The organism is Promicromonospora sp. NPDC050262 (assembly GCF_040655935.1).
Classification (GTDB): Bacteria; Actinomycetota; Actinomycetes; order Actinomycetales; family Cellulomonadaceae; genus Promicromonospora.
The window spans coordinates 38,180-62,348 of the sequence record NZ_JBFAKX010000021.1 but is presented as its reverse complement, the minus strand read 5'-3'; the positions used below and the strand labels follow the sequence as shown (position 1 = coordinate 62,348).

Below are 24,169 nucleotides of genomic sequence, written 5' to 3'. Positions count from 1 at the left end.
CCGCGCCCCGCGCGCACGCACTCCGTACCACCTCGTACAACGACGTACTGAAAGAAGGACACCATGTCAGACCTCACTCGCCGGTCGTTCCTCACCTGGACGGGGATGGGCGCGCTCTCGGTCGCCGCGCTCGCCCTCGCCGGCTGCTCCCCGTCCGGCTCCGGAGGGGACGGCTCGATCCGCTTCGCCTGGTGGGGCGGCTCCGACCGGCAGCGCGCCTACCTGGCGGCGCTCGACGCGTTCACCGCGGAGCACCCCGAGATCAAGGTCGCCCCGGAGTTCGGCGACTACGACGCCTACCAGGAGCGCATGACCACACAGATGGCGGCGCGCGACGTGCCCGACGTCTTCTGGATCCCGTCACCCGCCGTCCTGACCTACCGCGACGCGGGGCTGTACCGCGACCTCGACGGCATCGGGGGCCTGGACCTCGGCGCGTTCGGCGCGGAGCAGGTCGAGACCTTCCGGCTCGGCGGCGAGCTCAACACGCTGCCCAAGTCGATCTTCAGCCCCGTGGTGCGCTGGAACACGACGTTCCAGGAGGAGGACGGGGTGTCGCTGCCCGACCAGCTCTCCTGGGACGGCCTGGCCGAGCTGCTGGTCGACTACTCGAAGAACAACGCCGGCGGCCGCAAGGGCACCACCTACGGGCCGTACCACGACATGCCGTTCGAGTCGTTCCTGCGCCAGCGCGGCGAGGACCTGTGGACCGAGGACGGCCGGCTCGGGGCGAGCGTGGACGGCGTCGCCGCCTGGATCGACTGGTGGGAGAAGCTGCGGCTCGCGGGCGCGACGACGAGCGTGAGCGAGCAGGACGGCATCGAGCCGTCCTGGGCCCAGGTGGGCGACAAGGTGCTGCTCACCTTCGCGAACTCCAACCACATCGTCGACGACGCCCAGGCGTTCCCCGACCACGTGTTCGACCAGCGCGACGTGCCGGCCGCCGAGGACGCCGCGGCGGGCTACCACTTCACCTACTACAGCCGGTTCGCCATGTACTCGGGCGTGCCGGACGACCGGGTCGAGGCGGCCGCCGCGCTGATGAGCTTCAACCTCAACTCGCCCGAGCTGCTGAGCCTGGTCGGCCTGTCGGCCGGGGCGCCGCCCAACGCGGACCTGCTCGACGCGTACGAGCCCGACGCCACGCCCGACGAGCAGAAGGTCATCGCCATCACCCGCGAGATCGCCGGCACGGAGCAGCGTCCGCGGTACGAGGCGCCCGCCGGGTCGGGCAGCTGGCGTGACCTCATGATCCGCGAGCTCGAGGAGGTGACGCTCGGCCAGAAGAGCGTGCCCGACGCCGCGGCGGCCTTCGTCGAGGCCGTCGAGGGCGAGATCGCGGGCGCATGATGACCCTGACGTCGTCGAAGGACACCGGGCGCCGGGTGCGGGGAGCGCTCGCCGCGGCCGGAGTGAAGCCGCCGCGGGGCAGGGCCAAGCCGTCGGGCGGTACCCGGGGCCAGGGCCTGGTGGCCCACGTCTTCCTGCTGCCGTGGATGATCGGGATGGTCGCCGTCACCGCCGGCCCGCTGATCGCCTCGGCCGTGCTCGCGTTCACCGACTACGACCTGCTGAGCCCGCCGCAGTTCATCGGGCTCGACAACTTCGTGCGGATGGCGGGGGACGAACGGTTCTGGGCCGCGGTCCGCGTGACGCTCGTCTACGTGCTCGTCTCGGTGCCGCTGCAGCTCGGGTTCGCGCTGTTCCTGGCGGTCGTGCTCGACAAGGGGCTGCGCGGCCTGTCGCTCTACCGCAGCGCCTTCTACCTGCCCTCCCTGCTCGGCGGCAGCGTGGCCATCGCGATCCTGTGGCGGCAGATCTTCGGCGAGAACGGCCTGGTCAACCACGTCCTGGGCTGGTTCGGCCTGGAGCTGGGCTCGTGGCTGCAGGACCCGTCGCTGGCGCTGTCCACCCTGGTGGTGCTCAACGTCTGGACGTTCGGCTCGCCGATGGTGATCTTCCTGGCGGGGCTGCGGCAGATCCCCGAGGAGCTGTACGAGGCCTCGATGATCGACGGCGCCGGCCGCGTGCGGCGGTTCTGGTCGATCACCATCCCGCTGCTCACGCCGATCATCTTCCTGAACCTCGTGCTGCAGATGATCAGCGCCTTCCAGGCCTTCACGCAGGCGCACGTGGTCAGCGGCGGCAGCGGCGGGCCCCTGGACTCGACCCTCTTCTACACCCTCTACATCTACCAGCGCGGCTTCGTGAACTTCGACATGGGGTACGCGTCCGCGATGGCGTGGGTGCTGCTCCTGGTCATCGCCGCCGCCACCGCCGCGAACTTCATCGTGTCGCGGCGCTGGGTCTACTACGGAGACGAATGATGGCTGCTTCTTCCCTCAGCCGCGCCGTGCGGCACGTGGTGCTCGTCGTGTTCGTGCTGCTCATGATCTATCCGCTGCTGTGGATGCTCGTGAGCTCGTTCAAGCCGAGCAACCTCATCCTCTCCCAGACCGGGCTGTTCCCCGCCGAGATCACGCTGGAGAACTACGCCGACGGCTGGGACGCGCTCGGCTCCCCGTTCAGCCTGTTCCTGGGCAACTCGCTGCTGATCGGCGTCGGCTCCGTGATCGGCAACCTGTTCTCGTGCTCGCTCACGGCCTACGCACTGGCCCGGCTCAACTTCAGGATGAGCAAGGTCTACCTCGCGCTCACCCTGATGACGATCATGCTGCCGTTCCACGTGCTCGTGATCCCGCAGTACATCCTGTTCGCGGAGCTGGGGTGGATCAACACCTACATCCCGTTGCTGCTGCCCAAGTTCCTGGCCACGGACGCGGTGTTCATCTTTCTGATGGTGCAGTTCATCCGGTCCCTGCCGCGGGAGCTCGACCAGGCCGCGATGATCGACGGCGCCGGGCCGTTCCGCATCTTCTGGTCGGTGATCCTGCCGCTGATGCAGCCGGCGCTCATCACCACCACCATCTTCACCTTCATCTGGACGTGGAACGACTACTTCGGCCCGCTGCTGTACCTGACCCGGACCGAGCTGTACACGGTCCCGGTGGCGCTGAAGTCGCTGGTCGACACCGAGACGCAGAGCGGCATCGGCACGATGTTCGCCATGTCGCTGCTGTCCCTGGTGCCGATCGTCCTGTTCTTCGTCTTCGCTCAGCGCTACATCATCAAGGGCATCGCGACGACGGGAATCAAATGACTGCTGCGCGCGCAGGACTGGACGGCACCCACCGCTGGACCCAGCTCACCTTCGTGGAGAACGACCCGCTGGACTTCGACCTCGACGAGTGGGCCGACGTCATGGAACGCACCGCGTCCACGGCGGTCTGCATCAGCGCGGGCGGCTACGTCGCGTACTACCCGACCAAGGTGCCGCTGCACCACCGCAGCGTGCACCTGGGCGACCGCGACCTGCTCGGCGAGGTGGTCGACCTCGCCCGCTCGCGGGGGATGGCCGTGATGGCCCGCGTGGACCCGCACGCCGTGCACCGCGACGTCGTCGAGCAGCGGCCGGACTGGATCGCGCGGACCGAGGACGGCGAGCTCCAGGAGCACTGGGCGATGCCCGGCATCTACCTCACCGACGCGTTCGGCGGGTACAGCTGGGAGCTGACCACGGAGGTGCTGCGCGAGATCGCGCGCGACTACGACGTCGACGCGCTGTTCGCGAACCGGTGGCAGGGGCACGGGCCCGGCTACACCGAGACGGCGACGGCGGACTTCCGGGCGGCGACAGGGCGCTCGCTGCCGACCACGGCCGATCCCGCCGGGGGCGAGGCGTGGGCGACCTACCGCGCCTGGCGGCGCTCGCGGCTCAGCGACCTCGTGGCGCACTGGGACCGGGCCGTGCAGGAGGTGGCGCCGGCCGTGCGGTTCGTGCCGAACCTCGGCTCGTTCACCGCCGCCGACCTGGAGCCCCGGGTCGCGCGGGCCGTGCCGTTCCTGCTGGTGGACCACCAGGCCCGGGGCGACGGCGAGGCGCTCTGGGCGGCGGGCCGGGACGCCAAGCGGGTGCGCGCGCTGCATCCCGGCAAGCCGGTCGGGCTCATCACCTCGGTGGGGCCGGAGTCCCACGACTTCCGGTGGAAGGACTCGGTCAACGCGGCGGTCGAGACCACGGGGTGGATCGTCGACGGGTTCGTGCACGGCGCCTTCCCCTGGTTCACCAAGTTCGCCGCCAAGATCCACGACCCGCGCTGGATCCCCGCGGTGGAGCGGGCGTTCGGGCTGCACCGGGCGGTGGCCGGCGGGCTCGCCGGCGCGCGACCCGTCGCGGAGGTGCTCGTGTGGGACGCGGACGAGCGCGCGGCGTCCGAGCGGGTGCGGGCCGCGGCGTCCGGCGTCTACCAGGTGCTGGTCGAGCTGGGCGTCCCGTTCGAGTACGTGGGGCCGGGGTCGCTGTCGACACTGTCGCGCCCCGGCGTCCGGCTCGTGGTCGTGCCCGAGGTACCCGTGCTCGACGCCGCGGCGGCGGACGCCCTGCGGGCGTTCGCCGAGGGCGGCGGCGCGCTGCTGCTCACCGGCGGGGGGCCGGACGTCCCGGGCCGGGGGCCGCTGGTCCGGGACCTGCTGGGGGTCGACGTCGTCGAGCGGCGCGGTGGGGTCGTGCGCAACAACTACGTGCAGCGCGAGCCGGGCGGCGCGCTCCAGGACGGCTTCGGCGACGCCCGCAGGGTCGTGGGCGGTACCCGGCTGGTCCGGTTCGGCGTGCCGGACGGCGCGAGCGGTGTCGACGTCTCGTGGCGCTTCGTGCCGGACCACCCGGACCTGCCGATGGAGGAGGTCTACCCGAGGTCGGCAGCGACGGACCCGGCGGTCCTCGGCGGCGCCGTCGGCGCGGGCCGGGCCGACGTCGTCGGCTTCAACGTCACCGAGCTGTACTGGCAGGCGCTCCAGGCCGACCACCTGACGCTGCTGGACAACCTCGTGCGCCGCGGGCTGGACGGGGGCCGGGCCGCCGAGGTGCGCGGCCCGGGCGTGCTCGACGTCGCCACCTGGGCCGGCGACCGATCGTTCACCGTGCTGGCCGCCAACCTGACCGACCCGATGATGATGCGCGGGCAGCGCCGGGCGGTCTCGCCGATCGAGGGCGTGCGGGCCGTGTTCGACCTCGACCGGGTCGGCGCACTGGCCGGTTCGCCCGTGCCGCAGGAGCCGGCCGACGACGGACCGGGCGCCGGGCTCCGGGTGGAGGTGCTGGTCGGGGAGGTCTGGGAGCGGGCGGACGTGACCGCGTCCGCCGGACGGATCGAGGTGTCGCTGCCGCCGGTCCGGGAGCTCGCCGCGGTCCACCTGACCTGGTGACGGCGGCAGTGGTCGCGCGGCCGACCGGCCGGAGGCGGCGCCCTCTCGGGTGAGAAGGTGCGCGGAGGACCACTCGCACGTCCGGAGGGTGCCGGCTGGGCTGAATTTCGTTCGGCTGAAGCACGGCTGATTCACCTGGGCCGGATTGTCCAGCCTGAGTGAATCGGCCGTGCCCAGGCCGAACGAAATGCGGCTGTGCCGGCCACCCTTGCCGGAGGTGTGCTCACCTGCTCGCCTCCCCTCAGGCGGCCCTACGGCGTCCGCCGATGGTGTTACTGCCCGGGTGCCCGTCCGGTCGAGCCGCGGACGATCAGAGCCGGGCGCTCCAGCGGCACGGGCTCCTCGACGGTCTCGCCCAGCAGGGTCAGCAGCTTGGCCGCGGCCGCGCGGCCGCGCTGAAACGCGAACCGCTGGACCGTCGTCAGCGGCGGGTCCACCCACTCGCCGAGCGTGAGGCCCTCGAAGCCCACCACGGAGATGTCGTCGGGCACCCGGAGGCCCGCCGCCTGGATCGTCCGCATCCCGGCGATCGCCATGGTGTCGGTGCCGTACAGGATCGCCGTCGGCCGAACCGGGCCGGCCAGCAGGGCCGAGGTCTCCTCCGCCGCGCGCGCCGGCGAGTACTCGACCGGGACCACGGCGTGCGGTCGCAGCCCGTGGTCCGCCAGGCGCTGGACGAAGGCCTCGCGGCGGAGCTCCGGCAGCACGAAGTGCCGGGGCCCGCTGATGAACGCGACGCGCTCGTGGCCCAGGGACACGAGGTGGTCCACGGTCTCCGCGATGCCGGCGCTCGGCGGGTCGGCGTCGACGTACTCGATGGCGCCGGGCTGCCACGGGGCCCCGACGAGCACCGCGGGGAGGCCGAGCCGGGACATGAGCTCGGGCCGGGTGTCGCTGACCCGGGAGTTGGTGAGGATGATCCCGTCCATCCGCTGGCGCTCGGCGAGCGTGCGGTAGAAGTGGTCCTCGTCGTGCTGGCCGGTGATGAAGACGTTCAGCAGCAGCCCGTACTCCCGCGGGCTGAGCACCGACTCGATGCCGGAGATGAAGTCCATGTTCCCGGCGCCGACGCCCGGCACCTTGCTGTCGCTCGTCAGCACCAGCCCGATCGCCTGCGAGCGTGCCGTGCGCAGCGCGATGGCGGCGGCGTTGGGGCGCCAGTTGAGCTTGCGGGCGGCCTCGCGGATCCGCTCCGACGTCGCCTCCGAGATGCGGCCGTTCCCGTTGAAGACCTTGGAGACGGCCCCCGGCGAGACGCCCGCCAGCGCGGCCACGTCGCTGATGGTCACACGGCCGCTTCCCCGCGATCGGGGCGTTGTCCTGGGTGTTGTCATGGGGCGCTCATCTCGAGCGCCATCCTATGTGGTCAATCGGTAAACCAAGCGGTTCGGCGGAGCCTGTTCAGCGGAGCCTGAGCGTGGCCACCAGGACGCCCGCCAGGCACAGGCCGCCGCCGATCAGCGCGACCGGCGTCGGAACCTCGCCGAGCAGCGCCCAGGACATCAGGACCGCCAGGGGCGCAGCGGCGTAGGTCGCGGCGCCGAGCCGGCCCGCCGTCGTCCGGGTGAGGGCGAAGCCCCAGGTGACGAACGCGATCGCGGTGGGGAAGACGCCCAGGTACACCACGCTCAGGGTGGCCGACGCCGGGGCTGCGGCGAGCTCGTGCAGGAGCACGGGCGCGAACGGCAGGCAGGCGATCGTCCCGGCCAGGCAGCCCAGCCAGGTCATGGTCAGCGAGTCGACCTGGGGCAGCAGCCGCTTCTGCAGGATGGTGCTCCCGGCGTAGACGACGGCGGCGACCAGCCCGAGGAGCACGCTGACGACGTCGGACGCCCCGCTCGAGGTGGCCAGCGCGATGCCGGCGACGCCCGTGAACGCGATGCCGATGCCCACCAGGAGCCGTGCGGGGAAGCCCTCGCCCAGCGAGATGCCGGCGAACACCGCGATGAGGATGGGCGCGAGGCCGACCAGGAGCGAGGCTGTGCCGGCGTCGAGGGTGCGCTCCGCCGCGTTGAGCGCGAGGTTGTAGAGCCCGAACCAGAGCACGCCCCAGACGGCGACCCCCACCAGGGCCCGGCCCCGGGGCAGCCGCAGCTTGCCGGCCAGGGCGGCGATCACGGTGAGCGCGAGGGTGCCCACGAGGATGCGGCCCAGGGCGAGGGCGCCCGGCGAGTAGTCGAAGCCCGCGGACCGGATTCCGATGAACGCCGAGCCCCACAGCACCACGGTGACCGCGGCGGCGGCCGGGACCAGGAGGCGGTGCGTGGCCGGCGGCGCGCTCGCGCCCGGTGCGGGCGTGGAGGCGGCGGGCGGGGCGGCCGGGGTCGTGGCGGTCGGGGTCATGCCCGCAACACTGCCCGGCGCGAGCGGCGGCGTCTGGCGGCTATCGGCCGTGGCGTTGGTCATGGTGCGATCCTCGTCCGAACCACTGTGAAGCACCAGCGACTGTTCCTACATCTGGATTCAGTCTGGCTGTACAGTGGAGCGCATGCTCGACGTCCACCGCCTCCGCGTCTTCCGCTCCGTCGTCGCGTCCGGATCCATCGGCGCCGCGGCGGCGAACCTCGGCTACACACCGTCGGCCGTCAGCCAGCACGTCTCCGCGCTCCAGCGCGAGACCGGCCTCAAGCTGCTGGCCCGGCACGGCCGGGGCATCCGGCCCACCGCCGCCGGGCGGGCCCTGGCCGCCCAGGCCGACGGCGTGCTGGAACGGCTCGGCGAGGCCGAGTCCATGGTCGCCGACTTGCGTGCCGGCCGTACCGGCTCGCTCTCGATCGCCTACTTCGCGTCCGTGGGCTCGGCCTGGCTGCCCGACGTCGTCCGGGTGATCACCAGGGACTTTCCCGGCGTCCGCCTGGACCTGGAGCTCGCCGAGCACATCCCGGACAAGACCGAGGACCGGGCCGACCTCCAGGTGGCCGTCGCCCAGACGGGGTTCGACGCCGGCAGCGGGTTCACCGCGCACCACCTGCTCGACGACCCGTACGTCGCCGTGCTGCCGCGCAACCACCGGCTCGCCGACCAGGACGAGATCGAGCTCGCCGAGCTGGCGGACGAGTCGTGGGTCGACAACGACTTCGCGCGCGGCTGGTGCCGCCGCAACCTGCTGGAGGCGTGCACGGCCGCCGGGTTCAGCCCCACGTTCCACGTCGAGGCGCACGACTACCCGACGGCCGTCGCGTTCGTCGAGGCCGGGATCGGCATGACCGTGCTGCCCGAGCTCGGCGCCGTCCAGCTCCCGGCCGGCACCGTGGCCGTGCCCGTGGTGCGGCCCGCCCCGGTGCGCTCGATCTACGCGGTGCTGCAGGACGCCGTCGCGCACACGCCGCCCGCGATCGCCGCGCTGGAGGCCCTGCGCCAGGCCGCCGTCGCTTCGCGGGCAGCGGTGGTCGCCGCATAGGGTGGGCAGGTACCCGACGCCGGGCGACCGGCGTCATCCCGAGCGAGAGGCAATCCTCGTGACCACGCTTCCTACCGCCTCCGGGTCCTTCGGTGACAAGCCGGAGCTGACCTTCCCCGAGGGTGGCGCACCCGCCGGCCTGCAGGTGCAGGTGCTCTCCGAGGGCAGCGGCCCGGTCGTCGAGTCCGGGCGCACCATCGTGGTGAACTACCTGGGCCAGACCTGGGGCGGCCACGTCTTCGACAACTCCTACGACCGCGGCACCACGATCGACTTCCCGATCGGCGTCGGCGCCGTCATCGGTGGCTGGGACAAGGGCATGGTCGGCCAGAACGTCGGCTCGCGCCTGCTGCTCTCGATCCCGCCGGAGCACGGCTACGGTTCGCGCGGCGTGCCGCAGGCCGGCATCGGCGGCGGTGACACCCTGGTCTTCGTGGTGGACGTCGTCGACGTCAAGTGACCTGACCTGAAGACCGCTGAGTGCGGGGTACCTGCGGGACTGACGCCGGTCAGACCGCGGATACCCCGCACTCGGTCGTTCTGCGGGTGGGTCAGGGGTAGCTGACCACCTGCGGGCTGGCGAAGCTGCCGACCGCCGGCTCGCCCGTGTCGTTGACGACGCGGTTGATACCGCCGGAGCCGTTGAGGAACACGCTCGTCATGGACCTCAGCCGCACGCCCGCGGCGTCCGGCACCTGGATCCCGGACTGGACGCGGATGTCCACGCCCTGGTTGAAGAACGAGTACACGCCCAGGCCCACCGCGTCGTGCGTGGTGACGCCGTCGGCGACCCGGTAGGACGCGTAGCCCAGCCGGCTGCCGTCCATGAACGCCGCCTGCGACGGCGGGTCGTACGGGATCTCGCTCTGGTAGAAGACCGTACGGCCGCGCTCGCCGTTCCAGACCGTCTGGTTCTCCTGGTAGTGCTCCACGAACAGGCCGGTCGCGGTGACGTCGTCACCGTTGACCACCACGCCGTGCGCACCCGTGTTGGTGTCCCAGCCGATGCCCTGGCCGTGGTCCCCGCGCCAGGCCCAGATGTGGTCGAGCAGGGTGTGGTCGCTGTTCACCTCGACCGACGTGACCGCCTTGCCGGCCCACGGCCCGCCCACGCGGATGAACACGTCGCTGAGCGTCGTCGGGTCGGCGGCGTCGCCGCCCCCGCCGCCCGGCGTGCCGACGCGCACGAGCGTCTCCGACTCCGGCACGTTCGCGTCCACGGTGATCCCCGCGACGACGACCCCCGGGACGTCGCCGATCTCCACGGCCGCGTTGCCCGACGTCGGGGTGAGCGACGCGTAGCCGAGGCCGAGCACGACGGTGCGGGCCCGGTCGATCCGGAGGGGGGCGTCGAGGTCGTAGACCCCGGGCGTGAGCAGCAGGTGCTTGCCCGACGAGACGGCCGCGTTGATGGTGGCGGCCGTGTCGGTGTCCGAGCGGGCCACGTAGACGTCGCCGATCGGGATCGAGCGGCCCGACGCCGCGTCCGTGCCCCAGTCCACGCCCTGGCTGTTCGTCGTGGCGTTGGGCACGAAGACCTTGAGCTCGCCGTCGGTGCCCCGGTAGAGGAACGGCGCCTCACGGCTCACCGGCGTGCTGTCGAGCGTGGTCTTCACGCCCTTGGCACCGCCGGACAGCGTCTGTCCGAAGTCGGTGGCCGGGGCGCCCCGCACCCCGGAGAACACCATGTTCCAGACGCCGCCGTCCCAGCCGCCCACCTCGGTGTTGCGGGTGAACCACTGCTGCTGGGAGCCGGTGGCGATCGTGCCGGACACGCGGGAGTTGGCCAGGTAGCCGCCTGAGGCGAACTCGCCGTAGCGGCCGAAGACCGTCAGGTTGCCGCGGATGTCGACGCGGCGCATCGGCGCCGCCTGCGACACGGCCCAGCGCATCTGGTGCGGTTCGGCCACGCCCGCCGGGTACGGCAGCGCGGCGTCGTCGCCCACGGGGCGCTGGATCGGGTTGAACGCCAGGTTGGACATGGACCGCCAGAACCGGGTCAGGGAGCCGGGGTCGCCGCACGCCCACGGGCTGTTCGGGCAGCCGACGACGGGCTCGACGTGCAGGGCGCCGTTGATCAGCACGTCGCCCGGCTGCCCGCCGAGGCCCGCGATCGACTCGTAGTAGCCCACGTGGGCGTTGACGATGCCGGTGGCCGTGGCCGGGTCGTCCTGGCCCGCGGCGCTCCCGTAGGTGCCGGGCTCGAAGAAGACCTGGTGCCGGTCCTGGCTGAACTCCGCCTCGTCGTTCACCGTGTCGAGGAACGCGTTGATCCGGTCGACGGTCCAGGTCTCGTCGATGAACGTGACGTTGGGGCCGAAGTCGGGGTCGGCGGCAGCCTTCTTCGGCTTGGGCGTCTTCGGCTTCGTCGGCTTGTGCCTGGCCGGCTTGTGTGCGGCCGGTCCGGCCTGCTTCGTCGCGGAGGCCTTTGCCATGGTCCTGCCCTCGCCGACGGCGGTCGGCGCGGCGGCGGCAGGTAGCGCCGTGACCGCGGCTCCCGCGGCGAGCGATGCTGCGACCGCCGCGACGGCGGCGCCGCGCAGGGTGGTGCGAAGTGTCCTCATCGACAGTTCCTTCGTGCTCGGGGCAGGCCGGCCCAGGCCGGGCGTGCTGCCGTGCGGGTGCGCCCGGGCGAGCGCCCAGCCAGGCTAACCGCCGGTCACTGACATGTCGGTAAGTAGTTTCCGCACGCTCCGGGTCACGCTGAACCGCCGGTCCTGGGCCACGTGCTCGGTGGGCCCGACGGCGCGCTCCAGCGCGCGGCGGTAGTGCAGACCCGTGTTGAAGACGGTCCACAGCTCGCCGCCGTCGCGCAGCACGCGGCCCGCCGTGGCGAACATCCGGTGCGCCGCGTCGGTGCTCAGCGCGGCGCGGTCGTGGAAGGGCGGGTTGAGCAGCACCAGGTCGGCCGAGCCGTCGGGGATCGGGAGCAGGGCCCCGGCGTCGTCCCGCACGACCCGGCCCCCGACGCCGTTCGCGGCGAGCGTCGCGGCGGCCGAGTCGCAGGCGGCCCGGCTCCGGTCCGACGCGAGCACGTGCGCGGTGGGGTACCGGAGGCCGAGGACGGCGGCGAGGATACCGGTGCCGCACCCGAGGTCGACGGCGACCGGGTGGGCGTCCATGCCGGGGATCGGGGTGTCGGACGGGTCCGACGTCGAGGTCGCCGGGGTGACCTGGAGGTCTGACAGGTGGGGCCAGCGGTGCGCCTGGGCCAGGAGGAAGCGTGTGCCGTGGTCCAGGGTGGCTCCGGCGAACGCGGCGCCGTGCGCGACGACGGTGAGGCCCGCGGGCTCGTCCGGACCTGCGCTTCCTGGGGCGGTACCGGGCGGGACGATCGCGTCCAGGATCTCCCGGTCGGTCAGCCGCGCCGTGACGGGGTAGGTGAGCGGCCCGACGCCGGCCCGCGGCTCCCGGGCGATCAGCAGCCGCGACTTCTGCCGGGCGAGCGATGCGCCGACCTGCGCGAACGACGCGCCGAGCACGTCGTTCATCGCGTGCGTCATGTGCTTGACCCGGCCGCCCGCGAGCAGCGTGACGGCGGGGTCGGCGTACCGGGCCACGTGCTCGGCGATCTCGGTCAGCTCCGCGAGCGACGTCGGGAGCTGGAGCAGCACGAGGCGGGCGCCCTCGAGGAGCCGGGGTTCGAGCCGGTCGTACTGGGTGAACCCCAGCCCGGCGGGTTCGTGCGGAGCGGGGGCGCTCGCGGCGGTCCGGGCATGCCCGTCCCACAGGACCTTGCTCACCCGCCTGGAGTTGGCGGACAGGGCCGCCTCGGCCGTGACCGCGTCCATCTGGGTGCGGACCTGGTGGGCGCCGCTCGCCAGCGCGCCCAGGGTCAGCGCCCCGAACCGGTCGCCGAGCACCACCACGCCGTCGGGGTGCTCCTGGACGAGCGCGGCGGCCTCGTCGAGCAGGAGCCGGTCGGTCGCGTCGGCCGCGACCGGGCCGTCGGCCCGCGACCCGTCCTCGGGATACGGCTGCAGCCGCGCGAGGACGGCCTCCACCTCGGGGTTCACCGGGCGGAGCGGGCCTTCTTCTCGGCCGCCTTGCGGGCCTCCTCGACGCGCTCCTCCTCGGCCCGCACCTGGGCGGCGGTCTGGCGCTCCTGGGCCAGCCACTCCGGCGGGTTGTCGCGCAGCTCGTCGATCTGCTCGGTGGTCAGCGGGTCGGTGATGCCGCCGCGGGCCAGGCCCGCGATCGAGATGCCGAGGCGGCCGGCCACGACCGGCCGCGGGTGCGGGCCGTTACGGCGCAGCTCCGCCAGCCACTCGGGCGGGTTGGTCTCCAGCTCCTCGAGCTCCGCGCGCGAGATCGGGGTGTCCTGGAACTCCTGCGGCGTGGCAGGCAGGTAGACGCCGAGTCGCTTGGCGGCGTTGGACGGCTTGAACCGCTGCGAGGCGAAGGAGGAACTCATGTTCCCAGGGTATCGGCGTGCGCCCCCCGCGCTCTCCATGGCGGGCGTGATCCTCGCCGCTCGTGGTGGCTGCTTGTCCCGCCGCTCGCCCCGGGTGCTCGTGCGCGGCCCGCAACGCCGCCGCCGGATCGACCCCGGCCCCGTAGCCTGGGGGCGTGAACCAGCCCGTGCCCGACGTCGGATCCGTCCCTCCCGGGGAGGTCCCTGACGAGACCCCCGACGCGACCGCCGACGCCGACTCCACCGACGCCGACCAGCCCCGCTTCCGCCTCGCCTACGTGCCGGGCGCGACGCCGGGCAAGTGGGCGAGCGTGTGGCACGAGCGGCTGCCCGACGTGCGCCTGGAGCTGGTCCAGGTCGAGGCCGCCGCGGTCGTGGCTGCGCTGGAGACGGGCGACGTGGACGCCGCGATCGGCCGCCTCCCGGTGGACAAGGACGTGTTCTCCGCGATCCCGCTCTACGAGGAGACGTCGGTGGTCCTCTTCTCCCGGGACCACCTGCTCGCCGCCCTCGCCGACGACGAGACGGTGTCCGCCACGGACCTCGCGCAGGACCCCGTCTGGGTGCCTGGCGACGACGTCCTGTTCACCGGCGGCCGCCCCGTCCCGGGCACGGTGCCGGCGGATCCGGACGGCAACCCGCTGGAGCGGGTCCCGACCACCGCCGACGTCGTCGCGACCGTCGCCGCGAACGTCGGGGTGGCGGTGCTGCCGATGTCGCTGGCGCGGCTGCACCGCCGCAAGGACGTGACCTACCGCCCGCTCTCCGACGGCCCGACGGCGCCGGTGGGCCTGGTCTGGCCGGTCGACCGCACCACGGACCTCGTCGAGGAGCTCATCGGGATCGTCCGGGGGCGCACGGTCAACAGCTCGCGCGGCCGTGGCGGGCCGTCGTCGCGCAAGGGACAGGACGGGGCGTCTGCCGATGCGCCGACAGCGAAATCCGCGCGGACCGGGGTGAAGAATTCTTCGAAGAGCGTGTCCGGGGCCAAGAAGAGGTCTGGTGCGGGGCGGGGTGCGGCCGCTGCCGGAGGTCGCGGGGGCGTCCAGCGCGGCAAGGGTGGGCGCTCCGCGCCGCAAGGAAAGAAAAAAGGCAAAGGCCGGTAGGGCGTAAGAAAAGTCCTTGTAAGGGATTTTACTGAGATAAACGGATATTGGCGATCTGCACCATTGTCGCTACGCTCCGGGGAACGTGCCCTGCGTCGGGCACCCGTCCGATCCCCGTCTCGAAGGAGCGCGCAGTGCGCAAGATGACTGTCCTGGGAGCATCCGCGCTCCTCGTCGCGGGACTTCTGGTCCCCTCGACCGCCGCGTTCGCCGCGCCCGTCGCCGGCGCTCCTGTCGCGACCACCGGCTCGGCCACCTGCCCGAAGGACGGCAAGGTGGACGTCAGCGGTGAGCACACCACCCTGGTCGTCACCGCGCCCGACGGCTACCTCATCACCGGGTACTGCGTGAAGGCCGGCTCGGCCAACCAGGGCCTGGGTCCGGAGGACGTGGTCGTCGACCCGCCCGCGGCCGAGGTGACGATCTCGCACTCGTCCGGCAAGGCGATCAGCCACTACACGCTGATCACGGTCAAGGCCGAGCCGACGCCGGAGCCGAGCGTGCCGAGCGAGGAGCCGACGGTGCCGGGCGAGGAGCCCACCGAGGACACCGGCGCCGAGCCGTCGACGCCCGCCGTCGAGGAGCCCGAGGCCGGGGAGCCCGAGGAGGGCAACGCGCCGGCCGAGGAGTCGGCCCCCGCTGCGGGTGCCGACGCCACGACGTCCCCCTCCGCCGAGGAGCCCGACGTGCTCGCCGCGACCGGTGCCAGCACCGTCGTCGGCTTCACGCTGATCGCGCTCGCGCTCGTCGGCGGTGGCGTGACCCTGCTCGTGCTGCGGCGCAGGGGCGCGCTCGGCAGCTGAGCAGTCCGTACACCCCTACGGCAGCAGGGCGGGTCGGGACCGGAGCACCGGTCCCGACCCGCCCTGTCTCGCGTCAGCCGACCGCCGTCACCTGGATGATCAGCGCCTGCATCGGCCACAGCGTGGGGAGCTGCAGCCCGACCTCGGTCAGCACGGAGCCGGGCACGTCCATCGCCTCCTTGCCGAGCCAGCCGGGCGTGATGCCGCCCATCCACTTGGCGGACCCCACCTCGTCGCGCACCCGCACGCTGTAGCGACGGTCCGGGTCGAGCCCGTCGAGCCGCACCCGCTCGGTCAGCGCGTCCTGGAGCGACGCCACGGTCGCCACCGTCCACACGCCCGCCGCCCGGTCGGGGGAGACGAAGCCCGTGACCCGCAGCGCGGGGTCCACCGTGTCGCCGTGCACGACCGTTCCGGTGTGCACGAGCGAGCGGAGCTCCTTGTAGAGCGCCGCGTACGCCGTGACCGCGATCAGCTCGTCGTCCGTGCAGGCCAGCAGGTCCCACTCGAACCCGGCGTGGCCCTGGAGCGCGGTGGCCACCCGGTACGAGAGGTCGGTGGTGCGTCCCGACGAGTGCGCCGGCGACGGCCCGACGTGCGCGCCGATCAGCTCGGGCGGCAGCACGAGCGACGTCCACCGCTGGATGTCCTGGCGCTCCACCGGGTCGTTGGAGTCGGAGGCCCACACGCGGTCGGTGACCTCCAGGATCCCCAGGTCGGTGCGCGCGCCGCCCGAGGAGCACGACTCGATCTCCAGCCCCGGGTGGTCCGCCTTGAGCCGCGCGATCAGCGCGTACGCGGCGAGGGTCTGCACGTGGGTGCCCGGCCGCCCCACGCCGTCGGCCCCGACGTGGACGGGCTCCGTGAGGTCGCGGTTGTGGTCCCACTTGATGAAGTCGATGCCCAGCTCCGTGACCAGGGCCGAGATCTGGCCGCGCACGTGCTCCCAGGCCTCGGGGACGGCGAGGTCCAGCACGTACTGCGTGCGGAACGACAGCCCGTCCGGCGACGGGACGGCCGCCGTGTTCGAGAGGATCCACTCCGGGTGGGCGCGCGCCAGGTCGGAGTCGAGGTTGACCATCTCGGGCTCGAACCACAGCCCGAACTCCATGCCCAGCTCGTGGACCAGGCCCGCGAGCGGGCCCAGGCCGTCGGGCCAGACGTCGTGGTCGACCACCCAGTCGCCCAGCCCGGTGGTGTCGTCGCGCCGGGAGTGGAACCAGCCGTCGTCGAGCACGAAGCGCTCCACGCCCACCGCGGCGGCGCGCCGCGCGAGCCGCTCCAGCTTGGCCGGGGAGTGGTCGAAGTACACGGCCTCCCAGGTGTTCAGCACCAGCGGCCGTGGGCTCGTCACGTGCTGCGGACGCGCCCGCATCCACGTGTGGAACCGGTCCTGGACGCCGTCCAGGCCCCGCGGAGACCAGGCGAAGTACGCGACCGGCGTGCGGTACGCCTCGCCGGGCGCCAGCCGGACCTCGCCCGGGCGCACGAGCTCGCCCGCCCCGAGCAGCGTGGCGTGCTCGGTGAGGTGGTCCACGCGGTGCGTCACGTCGGCGCTCCACCCCAGGTGGGTGGCCCATGCCTCGCCGGTGCGGTGGCGCGGGGTGCCCGACGACGCCACCGTCACCCAGGGCGCGTCGTGACCCGACCGGCCCCGGCGGGTCTGCCGGGCCGTGCTGCCGCCCGGCATCGGCGTGGTGACGGGCGACTTCTCGCGGGACCAGCGGCCGGTGAACTGGGTCAGGTGGTCCGCGGACCGCGGCACGGGCAGCGTGGCCTCCAGCCAGTGCACGTCCACGGGGTCGTGTCCCTCGTTCGTCAGCTCGTGCCACAGCAGGACCAGCCCGCCCGAGCCGATCTCCAGGTGCGACCGCAGCGTCAGCCCCAGGTCCGGGTCGTGTGCCGTGACCAGCAGGTCCGCGGTGTCCCGCTCCGCCTCGGTGACGGTCCAGCGCGGGAACAGCGAGACGCCGCCCGCCGCCACGAGCAGGCCGGGGCGGCCCGCCCAGCCGTCCGACTCCTGCGGCAGCAAGGAGGGCCGCCACGCGGCGTCGAGCGTGCCGGGCGCGGTCTGCCGGCTGGTCGCCGAGTCGAGCCCCTGCAGGTCGGCGGGCGACAGGTCGCCCAGGTCGGACCCCCAGTGGAGCACGAGCGGCAGCCCGCGCTCGGGGTGGGCCACGACCACGGCGACACCGTCGCGGCGCAGCACCGACCAGCTGGAGACCTCGTCGAACCTGTGCATCGTGCTGTCCTCTCGCCCCCTGAACCACACCGTACGCGCGGTCACTGACATGGGATCGGGTTTCGTCCTGCTCGTACGGGTGATGTGCCGCGGATGACGTGCCTAGCGCGCCACGAGGTCGTTCTCGGTGCGGAGCACCGGCCGGGAGACCAGTGCCGCCGGATCGAGGTCACGGCTCGTCGTCACGTGGAACACGGCCGTCGCACCCTCCGGGAGGTCGACCACCTGCTCGTCCACCTCGGCGTCCGGGTCGAGCCGGTCGGCCAGCACGGACACGCCCAGCGCCAGCGACGTCGCCGTCACCTCGACGCGGTAGCCGCCGTCCTGGGCCGTCACCGCGGTCTCCAGAGGTGCGGGGTCGAGTGCCAGGTCCTTGCCCTCGGCCCAGCGGTGCAGCCCGCGCTCCGCGCCGAGGGTCACGACCAGCACCTCGTGCGCGGCGTCGGCCACGGCGACCAGGTCGCCCGCCAGGGGGACCAGGAACACCGAGCGCGGCGGCACCACCACCTCGCGGTCCGACGTCGCCAGCACCTCGCCGCCCAGCGTGGTCCGGGCCGCCGCCACCTGCCCGGCCCACGGCTCGTCGGTATCGTTGACCAGCGCCGCGACCAGCTCGTCCCCGCGGGGCTGCACCGTGACCACACGGTCGGCGAACGCCTGCCGCAGCGCGTACCAGAGCGGCTTGCGCCGGCCGTCGCCGTCCACGGCCGCCCAGGAGGTCACGGGCCAGCAGTCGTTGAGCTGCCACACGATCGCGCCCGCGGTGCGCGGCCACCACGACCGGTAGTGCTCCACGGCGTACCGCACCGCACGCGCCTGGTTGAGCTGCGTGGCCCAGTGCCAGTCGACGAAGTCGTCGGGGACGTCCAGGTGCGGGGCCAGGCCGCGGTCGAGCTTGCCGTTGCCGTCGATCGCCTTCTGGTGCAGCAGGAAGGCCTCGGACTCCTTGAAGCCCTCCGGAACGGCAGCGCTGTCAGGAAGGATCGCCCGCTGGAGGGTCGCCCAGGTGGCCGGGCCCTGGAAGCCGAACTCCGACGCGAACCGCGGTACGTCGTCGCGGTAGTGGGTGTAGTCCACGCGGTTCCACACGTCCCACTGGTGGTGCGTGCCGTGGTCCGGGTCGTTGGGGTGCACCTGCTCGGGCGTGAAGCCGGGGGAGTAGGGCGAGCCGTCCGAGTAGGGGCGGGTCGGGTCGACCTCGGCCAGCACCTTCGGGAAGAGCTCGTAGTAGTAGCGGGCGCCCCAGGTCAGGTCGCCCAGCCGCTCCTTCCACCCCCAGTCCTCGTGGCCCCAGATGTTCTCGTTGCCGCCGTTCCACAGCACCAGCGACGGGTGCGGCGCCAGCCGGGCGGCGTTCTCCCGCAGCTCGGCCTCGAACTCGCCCCAGTGGGGATCTTCCTCGGGGTAGGCGGCGCAGGCCAGCAGGATGTCCTGCCAGACCATGACGCCCTTCTCGTCGCAGACGTCGTAGAAGTCGTCCGACTCGTAGATGCCGCCGCCCCACACCCGCAGCAGGTTGAGGTTCGCGCCGAGCGCCTGGTCGACGCGCTGCTCCAGGCGCTCGCGCGTGATGCGTGTCAGCAGGTGGTCGTCGGGGATCCAGTTGGCCCCGCGCGCGAAGATCCGCTTGCCGTTGATCAGGAACGTGAAGCCCGTGCCGTGCTCGTCGCGCTCGCGGTCCACCTCGACGGTGCGGAACGCGACCCGGCCCGACCACGTGTCCAGCGGGTTGGAGCGGTCCTCGCCGTCGCCCGCGTAGACGGCCACCTCGATCGGGTACAGCGGCTGGTCGCCGTGGCCGGCGGGCCACCACAGGTCGACGTCGCCCGCCTCCACGCGGACGTCCAGGACGCCGCCGGACCAGCCCGCCGGGATGCCGGTGGTCGTTCCGCGGTCCCCGACGGACACGTCGACGGTCAGCTGCGGGGTGTCGGCCAGGCCGGACGTCTCGATCTCGACATGCACGTCGACCAGCCCGCTGCCGTCGTCGGCCACGGTGGCAAGCGGCGTCACGCGCGCGACCCGGGCCACGCGCCAGCGCTCGACCCGCACGGGCTTCCACAGGCCGGCCGTCTGCAGGTCCGGGCCCCAGTCCCAGCCGAAGGAGCAGGCCATCTTGCGCACCATGTTGAACGGATGGGTGTTGGCCGAGGGTCGCGCGCCGAGGCGCTCCACCTCGGCCTCTGCCGTCTCGAGCGCTGAGTCGAGGTCGACCACCAGGTTGGCCGGCGTGCCGACGAGCCCGCGCACGTCGTACCGGTAGGAGCGGTGCATGTTCGCGGTGCGGCCCAGCTCCGTACGGCCCTGGCCGACGGCGGCGTGCTCGACGTCCGTGTCGACGGCCACGCCGGCCACCGTGTCGATGCCCTCGAAGAGCAGGTCGACCCGCTCGTCGTCCGCGGCGGGCGGCTCGTCCAGGACGGTCGCGTACCGCCAGGTGGCGCGCTGCATCCAGGCGAGCGAGGTCTCGTTGGTGCCGAGGTACGGGTCGGGGATGAGCCCCTGCTCCAGCAGGGCGGTGTGGCTCGTGCCCGGGACCGTCGCCGGGACGGGGACCCCGGCGAGGTCCGCCGGGACGGGGCCGCCCGTCGCGGTCAGGGTCCATTCGGTCAGGTCGCGGCTGATCTTCATCGATCCTCGTCCTCCCAGAGCGTGCGCTCAGTGCGTGTGCGAGCGGACCCGAGCATAGGGTGCGCGTCGCCGCGGATCGAACCGATATCACCGGTCGGTTCGCACGCCCTCGGCACGGCGTTCAGTCGGGCCGGACCACCAGGCCGAGCCGCTCCGCCAGCAGGATCGCCTGGGCCTCGCCCACCACGGCGCCGGTCAGGTTCGCGCCGAGGGGGTCGAGCGACGACAGGTCGCTGCCCCGCAGGTCGGCGTTGGTGAGGTCGGCCTCGGCAAGGTCCGCGCCGGACAGGTCGCAGCCGACCAGGACCGCCCCGGCCGCCTTGATGCCCGACAGGTCGGCCTCGCGCAGGCGGACGCCGTCGAGCTGCGCACCGGCCAGGGCGGCGCGGTGCAGGTTGGTGAAGGACCAGTTGCCGCCCTCGACCTTGAGCAGGTCGAACCGGCAGTTGTTGAACTGCGAGCCCACGAGCTTGCAGCGCTCCAGCGTGGTGTCGAAGAAGACGCACGCGTCGAAGACGCACGACGTGAACGCGAGCTCGGTGAGGTGCGCGCTGTTGAAGCGCACGCCCCGGAACACGCACGAGTCGAACGTGGCGCCCGTCCCGGTGGCCTCCGTCAGGTCCACGTCGGCGAACAGCGTGGCCATGTGGTCCTCGCCCGACAGGTCGCGGGCGTACCAGTCCTCACCCTTGACGGTGAGCTCTGTGGCGGGCATCCGGATCATGCGGTCGACCCTACGGGTACCCACTGACAGCGCCCCACCGGTGGTGCCCCACGGACAGCGCCCCGTCGCCGCGGGCGGCGGGGCACCGGGTTCAGGCGGTCAGGCGGTCATCCGCACGGGCGGTCAGGCGGCGTCCGGGAACGGGACGCCCGTGGTCGCGTGGCAGCGGTAGCCGTTCGGGTTCTTCGCGTCCGACAGGTACTGCTGGTGGTAGTCCTCGGCGTAGTAGAACGGCCCGGCCTCGGCCGCGGGGGCGATCTCCGTGGTGATGGCGTCGTACCCCTTGGCGCTGAGCACCTCGGCGTACCGCTTGGCCGTCTCCTGCGCGGCCTCGGCCTGCTCCGGCGTGGTCCAGTAGATGCCCGAGCGGTACTGCGTGCCCACGTCGTTGCCCTGGCGGAAGCCCTGCGTCGGGTCGTGCCGCTCCCAGAAGATCTTGAGCAGCTCGGCCTCGCTGACCTTGGTCGGGTCGTACGCCACCAGCGCGGTCTCCGTGTGGCCGGTCCGCGCGGTGCAGACCTCCTCGTACGTCGGGTTGGGCGTGGTCCCGCCCATGTAGCCGACGGCGGTGCTCACGACGCCGGGGACCTGCCAGTAGATCTCCTCGGCGCCCCAGAAACAGCCCATCGCCAGGTAGAGCACCCGCGTACCCGGCTCCCACGGCCCCGTGATCGACGAGCCCAGCACGGTGTGCGGGCGCGGGGCCTGGAGCAGCGGTGCGGAGCGCCCGGGCAGGGCGTCCTCGGGGGCCACCATGGTGGTCTTGCTCGAACCGGAGCCGGGGCCGAAGAGGGAGTTCAGGAAGGTCATCGAACACACATCCTTTGGGTCTGATTCGTGCGGTGGCACGTTTGTCCATCACAACACGCACGGGAGCAGCGGTGTTCCGGCCGAATCCTTCTGCCGTCGGCAGATCCGGTGGCACCACGAGCCCGCGCAGGCCATCGTCGGCACATGAGCAGCGAGGTCTCCACGGTAGCGGTCCTGTCGGACGTCCACGGGGTGCTCCCCGTCCTGGAGGCGGTGCTCGCGGAACCCGACGTGGCGGCCGCCGACCGCGTGGTCGTCACCGGCGACCACGCCGCCGGGCCACAGCCCGTCGAGGTCCTGGACCGCCTCAGGGCCCTGGGGGAGCGGGCCGTGCTGGTCCGCGGGAACGCGGACCGTGAGCTCGTGGCGCTCGCCCGCGGCGGCACCACCGACATCCCGGACCCGGTCGCGCCCTGGGCCGCGTCCCGGCTGCGGCCCGACGACGTCGCGCTGCTCGCCGGCCTGCCGCACCCCGTCGAGCTGACGGTGCGGGGGTTCGGTCGCGTCGTGTTCTGCCACGGCACCCCGCGCGACGACGAGGAGGTGGTGCTCGTCGACTCCTCGCTGGAGCGCTGGGCGGACGTGCTCGGCGGCCTCGACCCCGACGTGACCACGGTGGTCATGGGGCACACCCACATGCCGTTCGTCCGGCTCGTCGACCGGCGCCTGTGCGTCAACCCCGGCAGCGTCGGCATGCCCTACGGCCGCGCCGGCGGGTCGTGGGCCCTCCTGCGCGACGGCCAGGTCGAGCTGCGGCACACCCCGGTCGACGTCGAGGCGGCCGTCACCGCGGTCGCCGCCGGGAGCGCCTACCCCGCGGCGGAGGAGTGGGCGCGGCAGTACGTGACGTCGGCCAACAGCGACGTCGACGCGCTGCGGGCGTTCGGCCCGCGGGACGGGCGGGCGGCTCAGAGCTGAGCCGCCAGGCGCTCCACCGCCCCGGTGACGCGGGCGAGGACCTCGTGCGACCGGCGCCAGTCACCCACCTCGAGCGAGTGGTCCGCGCCGTCGACCTCCAGCACCTCCGTGTCCGGGGCGGTCGCCACACCGCCGTCCCACAGCGGGTCCGCCGTGCCGCCCACCAGCAGCGCCGGCGCCGTCCCGGCGGCGAGCGCGGCGCGGACCGGCCCTGAGGCGTTCCCGGTGAGCACCGGCGTCAGCCAGGCCCCCGGGAGGCCGAGGTCCACCGCGACCGGCAGGGCGAACGAGCCGAGCGACTTGGCGACCACGAGGTGGCGGCCGCCGTCGGGCACCGACGCGCTCCGGAGCGCCTCCCCGTAGGTCCGGCGGGCCTCCGTCCAGTCCGGGGAGAGCTCGTCCCAGGCGAACGTACGGACGGTCCAGCCGGCCGCGCGCAGCGCCTTGGCGGCGTACCAGAGCAGCGGGCACTGCGCGGTGTACCCGCTGCCCGGGAGGATCGTCGCGACCCGCGCGGGGTCGCCCGCAGTCGTGCCGATCCGCCAGGTCGTCATCCCGCCACCGTAGTCTCGGCGGCCCGCCCGTGTCAGTGACCGTGTCAGCGTCATCGTCGGTGCCGCTGTCACCGCAGGTGTCAGTGGCGATGTCAGTGGTCCGGCGTACCGTCCTGTCCATGGCCGACACCGACACCGAGGTCCTGTTCACCGACGTCGCGGCGTGGCGCGCCTGGCTCGACGAGAACGAGGAGACGTCCGACGGCGTCTGGCTGATCCTCGCGCGGAAGGGCAAGGACGCCCCGACGAACCTGACCTACGACCTGGCGTTGGACGAGGCGCTGTGCAGCGGCTGGATCGACGCGCAGGGACGCAGCCGGGACGACACGACGTCGCTGCAGCGGTTCTGCCCGCGCCGGTCGCGCAGCCGCTGGTCCGCGCGGAACGTGCGCATCGTGGACCGCCTGACCACCGAGGGGCGCATGCGGCCCCGCGGCCGGCAGGAGGTCGACAAGGCCAAGGCCGACGGCCGCTGGGACGTCGCGTACGAGGGCAGCAAGAACATCGAGGTACCGCCCGACCTGGCCGAGGCGCTCGCGGCCAGCCCGCGGGCGACGGCGATGTTCGGGATCCTCACGGCGCAGAACCGGTTCGCGATCCTCCTGCGCATCACCGGCGTCAAGAGGGCGGAGACCCGGGAGCGGAACATCGCCAAGTTCGTGGGCATGCTCGAGCGGGGCGAGACGGTCTACCCGCAGAAGCGAAAGCTGGAGGACTGAGCGCGGCCGCGATCTGCCCGGGAGCTGCCCTGAAAGCGTCCTTGAGATCCGCTGAGCGGCTTCACTAGAGTTTCCGGCAGCGGCGGTTCCTGGCAGCGCCGAGACCGGGGAGGGCCGTGGACAGTGAGGTCGTACTGCGGCTCGAGTCGGGGGACGTGCTGGTCACCTTCGTCCCCACCGCCCCCGGAGCGCCGTCCGGCGCCGCTCGCCCCGCTCCTCCCGCCGCCCGGAGCACGACGGCGGCAGGTGCGCTCGACGCGGTGGCCGCACGGCTGGCGGCCGACGGCGTCTGCGTGCACCCGGGACTGGAGGCCCTGCTCGGCCTGCCAGAGGCGGCCCTCCTGCTCCGCACGCTGGAGACGTACCTGGAGCTCGCGGGCAGCGCGCGGGCGACGGCGGAGGCGCTGCACCTGCACCGCACCTCGCTGTACTACCGGCTCCAACGGGTCGAGCTGCTCGCCGGCACCGACCTCAAGGACGGCACCGAGCGGCTCGCTCTCCACCTCGCGCTCAGGGTCGCCCGGGCGGCGGGACGGCTTCCCGACCAGGCGGCCGCGCCGGGCGCGTGACCGGCCCGGCCTCC

21 protein-coding genes are annotated in these 24,169 nt (G+C 73.0%); 11 read left to right on the top strand and 10 right to left on the bottom strand.

The genetic code is table 11. From position 1 onward, the window contains the following. Positions 1-63 precede the first annotated feature (63 nt). The 4 genes from AB0I29_RS23885 to AB0I29_RS23870 are packed head-to-tail and all read left to right on the top strand — an operon-like array spanning position 64 to position 5,265. Positions 64-1,350, top strand: coding sequence for an ABC transporter substrate-binding protein (locus tag AB0I29_RS23885; RefSeq protein WP_357486402.1), 1,287 nt, complete (start codon positions 64-66; stop codon positions 1,348-1,350). Beyond that, positions 1,350-2,327 (top strand): sugar ABC transporter permease, encoded by a 978-nt coding sequence (locus tag AB0I29_RS23880; protein WP_357486436.1) that lies wholly within the window; start codon positions 1,350-1,352, stop codon positions 2,325-2,327. The genes AB0I29_RS23885 and AB0I29_RS23880 overlap by 1 nt, the downstream gene beginning before the upstream one ends. Beyond that, complete coding sequence (locus AB0I29_RS23875) at positions 2,327-3,160, top strand: carbohydrate ABC transporter permease (protein ID WP_285105812.1); 834 nt, start codon at positions 2,327-2,329, stop codon at positions 3,158-3,160. Before AB0I29_RS23880 ends, AB0I29_RS23875 begins: the two co-directional genes overlap by 1 nt. Next, positions 3,157-5,265, top strand: a complete 2,109-nt coding sequence (locus tag AB0I29_RS23870) for a family 10 glycosylhydrolase (protein ID WP_357486400.1) — start codon at positions 3,157-3,159, stop codon at positions 5,263-5,265. The genes AB0I29_RS23875 and AB0I29_RS23870 overlap by 4 nt, the downstream gene beginning before the upstream one ends. Positions 5,266-5,537: 272 nt before the next feature. Here the strand turns inward: AB0I29_RS23870 and AB0I29_RS23865 are convergent, their stop codons facing one another. Together AB0I29_RS23865 and AB0I29_RS23860 are read right to left on the bottom strand one after the other, a co-directional pair. After that, positions 5,538-6,554 carry a LacI family DNA-binding transcriptional regulator gene (locus AB0I29_RS23865; protein ID WP_357486398.1) on the bottom strand — a complete coding sequence of 339 codons (1,017 nt, stop codon included), beginning with the start codon at positions 6,552-6,554 and terminating at the stop codon, positions 5,538-5,540. Between the two features lie 112 nt (positions 6,555-6,666). Beyond that, on the bottom strand, positions 6,667-7,671 hold the full coding sequence (locus tag AB0I29_RS23860) for a DMT family transporter (RefSeq protein WP_357486396.1): 1,005 nt from the start codon (positions 7,669-7,671) through the stop codon (positions 6,667-6,669). An 82-nt stretch (positions 7,672-7,753) separates the two neighbouring features. On the opposite strand from AB0I29_RS23860, the gene AB0I29_RS23855 reads away from it, so the two are divergent. After that, positions 7,754-8,665, top strand: coding sequence for a LysR family transcriptional regulator (locus AB0I29_RS23855; protein ID WP_285105816.1), 912 nt, complete (start codon positions 7,754-7,756; stop codon positions 8,663-8,665). A gap of 58 nt (positions 8,666-8,723) precedes the next feature. Beyond that, positions 8,724-9,125, top strand: coding sequence for an FKBP-type peptidyl-prolyl cis-trans isomerase (locus tag AB0I29_RS23850; RefSeq protein ID WP_285105817.1), 402 nt, complete (start codon positions 8,724-8,726; stop codon positions 9,123-9,125). A 91-nt stretch (positions 9,126-9,216) separates the two neighbouring features. Here the strand turns inward: AB0I29_RS23850 and AB0I29_RS23845 are convergent, their stop codons facing one another. The 3 genes from AB0I29_RS23845 to AB0I29_RS23835 form a co-directional block, all read right to left on the bottom strand. After that, on the bottom strand, positions 9,217-11,229 hold the full coding sequence (locus AB0I29_RS23845; protein WP_357486393.1) for an adenylyl cyclase: 2,013 nt from the start codon (positions 11,227-11,229) through the stop codon (positions 9,217-9,219). Positions 11,230-11,313: 84 nt separating this feature from the next. Then, entirely contained in the window at positions 11,314-12,681 is a 1,368-nt protein-coding gene (locus tag AB0I29_RS23840; RefSeq protein WP_357486391.1) for a methyltransferase, read from the bottom strand. Beyond that, positions 12,678-13,079 (bottom strand): DUF5997 family protein, encoded by a 402-nt coding sequence (locus AB0I29_RS23835; RefSeq protein WP_285105820.1) that lies wholly within the window; start codon positions 13,077-13,079, stop codon positions 12,678-12,680. The genes AB0I29_RS23840 and AB0I29_RS23835 overlap by 4 nt, the downstream gene beginning before the upstream one ends. 155 nt (positions 13,080-13,234) lie before the next feature. Here AB0I29_RS23835 and AB0I29_RS23830 point away from each other — a divergent pair, with 155 nt between their 5' ends. Both AB0I29_RS23830 and AB0I29_RS23825 read left to right on the top strand, forming a co-directional pair. Further along, the gene (locus AB0I29_RS23830; protein ID WP_357486387.1) at positions 13,235-14,185 is read left to right on the top strand and encodes a LysR family substrate-binding domain-containing protein; all 951 of its coding nucleotides are present in this window, start codon (positions 13,235-13,237) and stop codon (positions 14,183-14,185) included. A gap of 134 nt (positions 14,186-14,319) precedes the next feature. Then, on the top strand, positions 14,320-14,988 hold the full coding sequence (locus tag AB0I29_RS23825) for a hypothetical protein (protein ID WP_357486385.1): 669 nt from the start codon (positions 14,320-14,322) through the stop codon (positions 14,986-14,988). 73 nt (positions 14,989-15,061) lie between these two features. Here AB0I29_RS23825 and AB0I29_RS23820 read toward each other — a convergent pair whose 3' ends face one another. The 4 genes from AB0I29_RS23820 to msrA form a co-directional block, all read right to left on the bottom strand. Beyond that, complete coding sequence (locus AB0I29_RS23820; RefSeq protein WP_357486383.1) at positions 15,062-17,230, bottom strand: alpha-galactosidase; 2,169 nt, start codon at positions 17,228-17,230, stop codon at positions 15,062-15,064. Positions 17,231-17,332: 102 nt separating this feature from the next. After that, the gene (locus AB0I29_RS23815; protein ID WP_357486381.1) at positions 17,333-19,861 is read right to left on the bottom strand and encodes a glycoside hydrolase family 2 TIM barrel-domain containing protein; all 2,529 of its coding nucleotides are present in this window, start codon (positions 19,859-19,861) and stop codon (positions 17,333-17,335) included. 121 nt (positions 19,862-19,982) lie between these two features. Further along, on the bottom strand, positions 19,983-20,585 hold the full coding sequence (locus AB0I29_RS23810; protein WP_285105829.1) for a pentapeptide repeat-containing protein: 603 nt from the start codon (positions 20,583-20,585) through the stop codon (positions 19,983-19,985). Between the two features lie 123 nt (positions 20,586-20,708). Next, on the bottom strand, positions 20,709-21,395 hold the full coding sequence (gene msrA / locus AB0I29_RS23805; RefSeq protein ID WP_357486378.1) for a peptide-methionine (S)-S-oxide reductase MsrA: 687 nt from the start codon (positions 21,393-21,395) through the stop codon (positions 20,709-20,711). A gap of 144 nt (positions 21,396-21,539) precedes the next feature. On the opposite strand from msrA, the gene AB0I29_RS23800 reads away from it, so the two are divergent. Then, entirely contained in the window at positions 21,540-22,313 is a 774-nt protein-coding gene (locus AB0I29_RS23800) for a metallophosphoesterase family protein (protein ID WP_357486376.1), read from the top strand. Here the strand turns inward: AB0I29_RS23800 and AB0I29_RS23795 are convergent. Further along, positions 22,304-22,867 carry a hypothetical protein gene (locus tag AB0I29_RS23795; RefSeq protein ID WP_357486374.1) on the bottom strand — a complete coding sequence of 188 codons (564 nt, stop codon included), beginning with the start codon at positions 22,865-22,867 and terminating at the stop codon, positions 22,304-22,306. The genes AB0I29_RS23800 and AB0I29_RS23795 overlap by 10 nt on opposite strands. A gap of 119 nt (positions 22,868-22,986) precedes the next feature. On the opposite strand from AB0I29_RS23795, the gene AB0I29_RS23790 reads away from it, so the two are divergent. Together AB0I29_RS23790 and AB0I29_RS23785 are read left to right on the top strand one after the other, a co-directional pair. Continuing rightward, positions 22,987-23,586: a YdeI/OmpD-associated family protein gene (locus AB0I29_RS23790; protein WP_357486372.1), complete on the top strand. Its 600-nt coding sequence runs from the start codon at positions 22,987-22,989 to the stop codon at positions 23,584-23,586. A gap of 116 nt (positions 23,587-23,702) precedes the next feature. Then, the gene (locus tag AB0I29_RS23785) at positions 23,703-24,155 is read left to right on the top strand and encodes a helix-turn-helix domain-containing protein (RefSeq protein WP_285105834.1); all 453 of its coding nucleotides are present in this window, start codon (positions 23,703-23,705) and stop codon (positions 24,153-24,155) included. The last annotated feature ends 14 nt before the right edge of the window (positions 24,156-24,169 follow it).

Coding starts and splice junctions, on each gene's coding strand:
- AB0I29_RS23885 (WP_357486402.1), top strand. CDS start 64: ATGTCAGACCTCACTCGCCGGTCGTTCCTCACCTGGACGGGGATGGGC.
- AB0I29_RS23795 (WP_357486374.1), bottom strand. CDS start 22,867: ATGACGACCTGGCGGATCGGCACGACTGCGGGCGACCCCGCGCGGGTC.
- AB0I29_RS23790 (WP_357486372.1), top strand. CDS start 22,987: ATGGCCGACACCGACACCGAGGTCCTGTTCACCGACGTCGCGGCGTGG.
- AB0I29_RS23845 (WP_357486393.1), bottom strand. CDS start 11,229: ATGAGGACACTTCGCACCACCCTGCGCGGCGCCGCCGTCGCGGCGGTC.
- AB0I29_RS23815 (WP_357486381.1), bottom strand. CDS start 19,861: ATGAAGATCAGCCGCGACCTGACCGAATGGACCCTGACCGCGACGGGC.
- AB0I29_RS23835 (WP_285105820.1), bottom strand. CDS start 13,079: ATGAGTTCCTCCTTCGCCTCGCAGCGGTTCAAGCCGTCCAACGCCGCC.
- msrA (WP_357486378.1), bottom strand. CDS start 21,395: ATGACCTTCCTGAACTCCCTCTTCGGCCCCGGCTCCGGTTCGAGCAAG.
- AB0I29_RS23800 (WP_357486376.1), top strand. CDS start 21,540: ATGAGCAGCGAGGTCTCCACGGTAGCGGTCCTGTCGGACGTCCACGGG.
- AB0I29_RS23870 (WP_357486400.1), top strand. CDS start 3,157: ATGACTGCTGCGCGCGCAGGACTGGACGGCACCCACCGCTGGACCCAG.
- AB0I29_RS23820 (WP_357486383.1), bottom strand. CDS start 17,230: ATGCACAGGTTCGACGAGGTCTCCAGCTGGTCGGTGCTGCGCCGCGAC.
- AB0I29_RS23880 (WP_357486436.1), top strand. CDS start 1,350: ATGACCCTGACGTCGTCGAAGGACACCGGGCGCCGGGTGCGGGGAGCG.
- AB0I29_RS23810 (WP_285105829.1), bottom strand. CDS start 20,585: ATGATCCGGATGCCCGCCACAGAGCTCACCGTCAAGGGTGAGGACTGG.
- AB0I29_RS23860 (WP_357486396.1), bottom strand. CDS start 7,671: ATGACCAACGCCACGGCCGATAGCCGCCAGACGCCGCCGCTCGCGCCG.
- AB0I29_RS23855 (WP_285105816.1), top strand. CDS start 7,754: ATGCTCGACGTCCACCGCCTCCGCGTCTTCCGCTCCGTCGTCGCGTCC.
- AB0I29_RS23875 (WP_285105812.1), top strand. CDS start 2,327: ATGGCTGCTTCTTCCCTCAGCCGCGCCGTGCGGCACGTGGTGCTCGTC.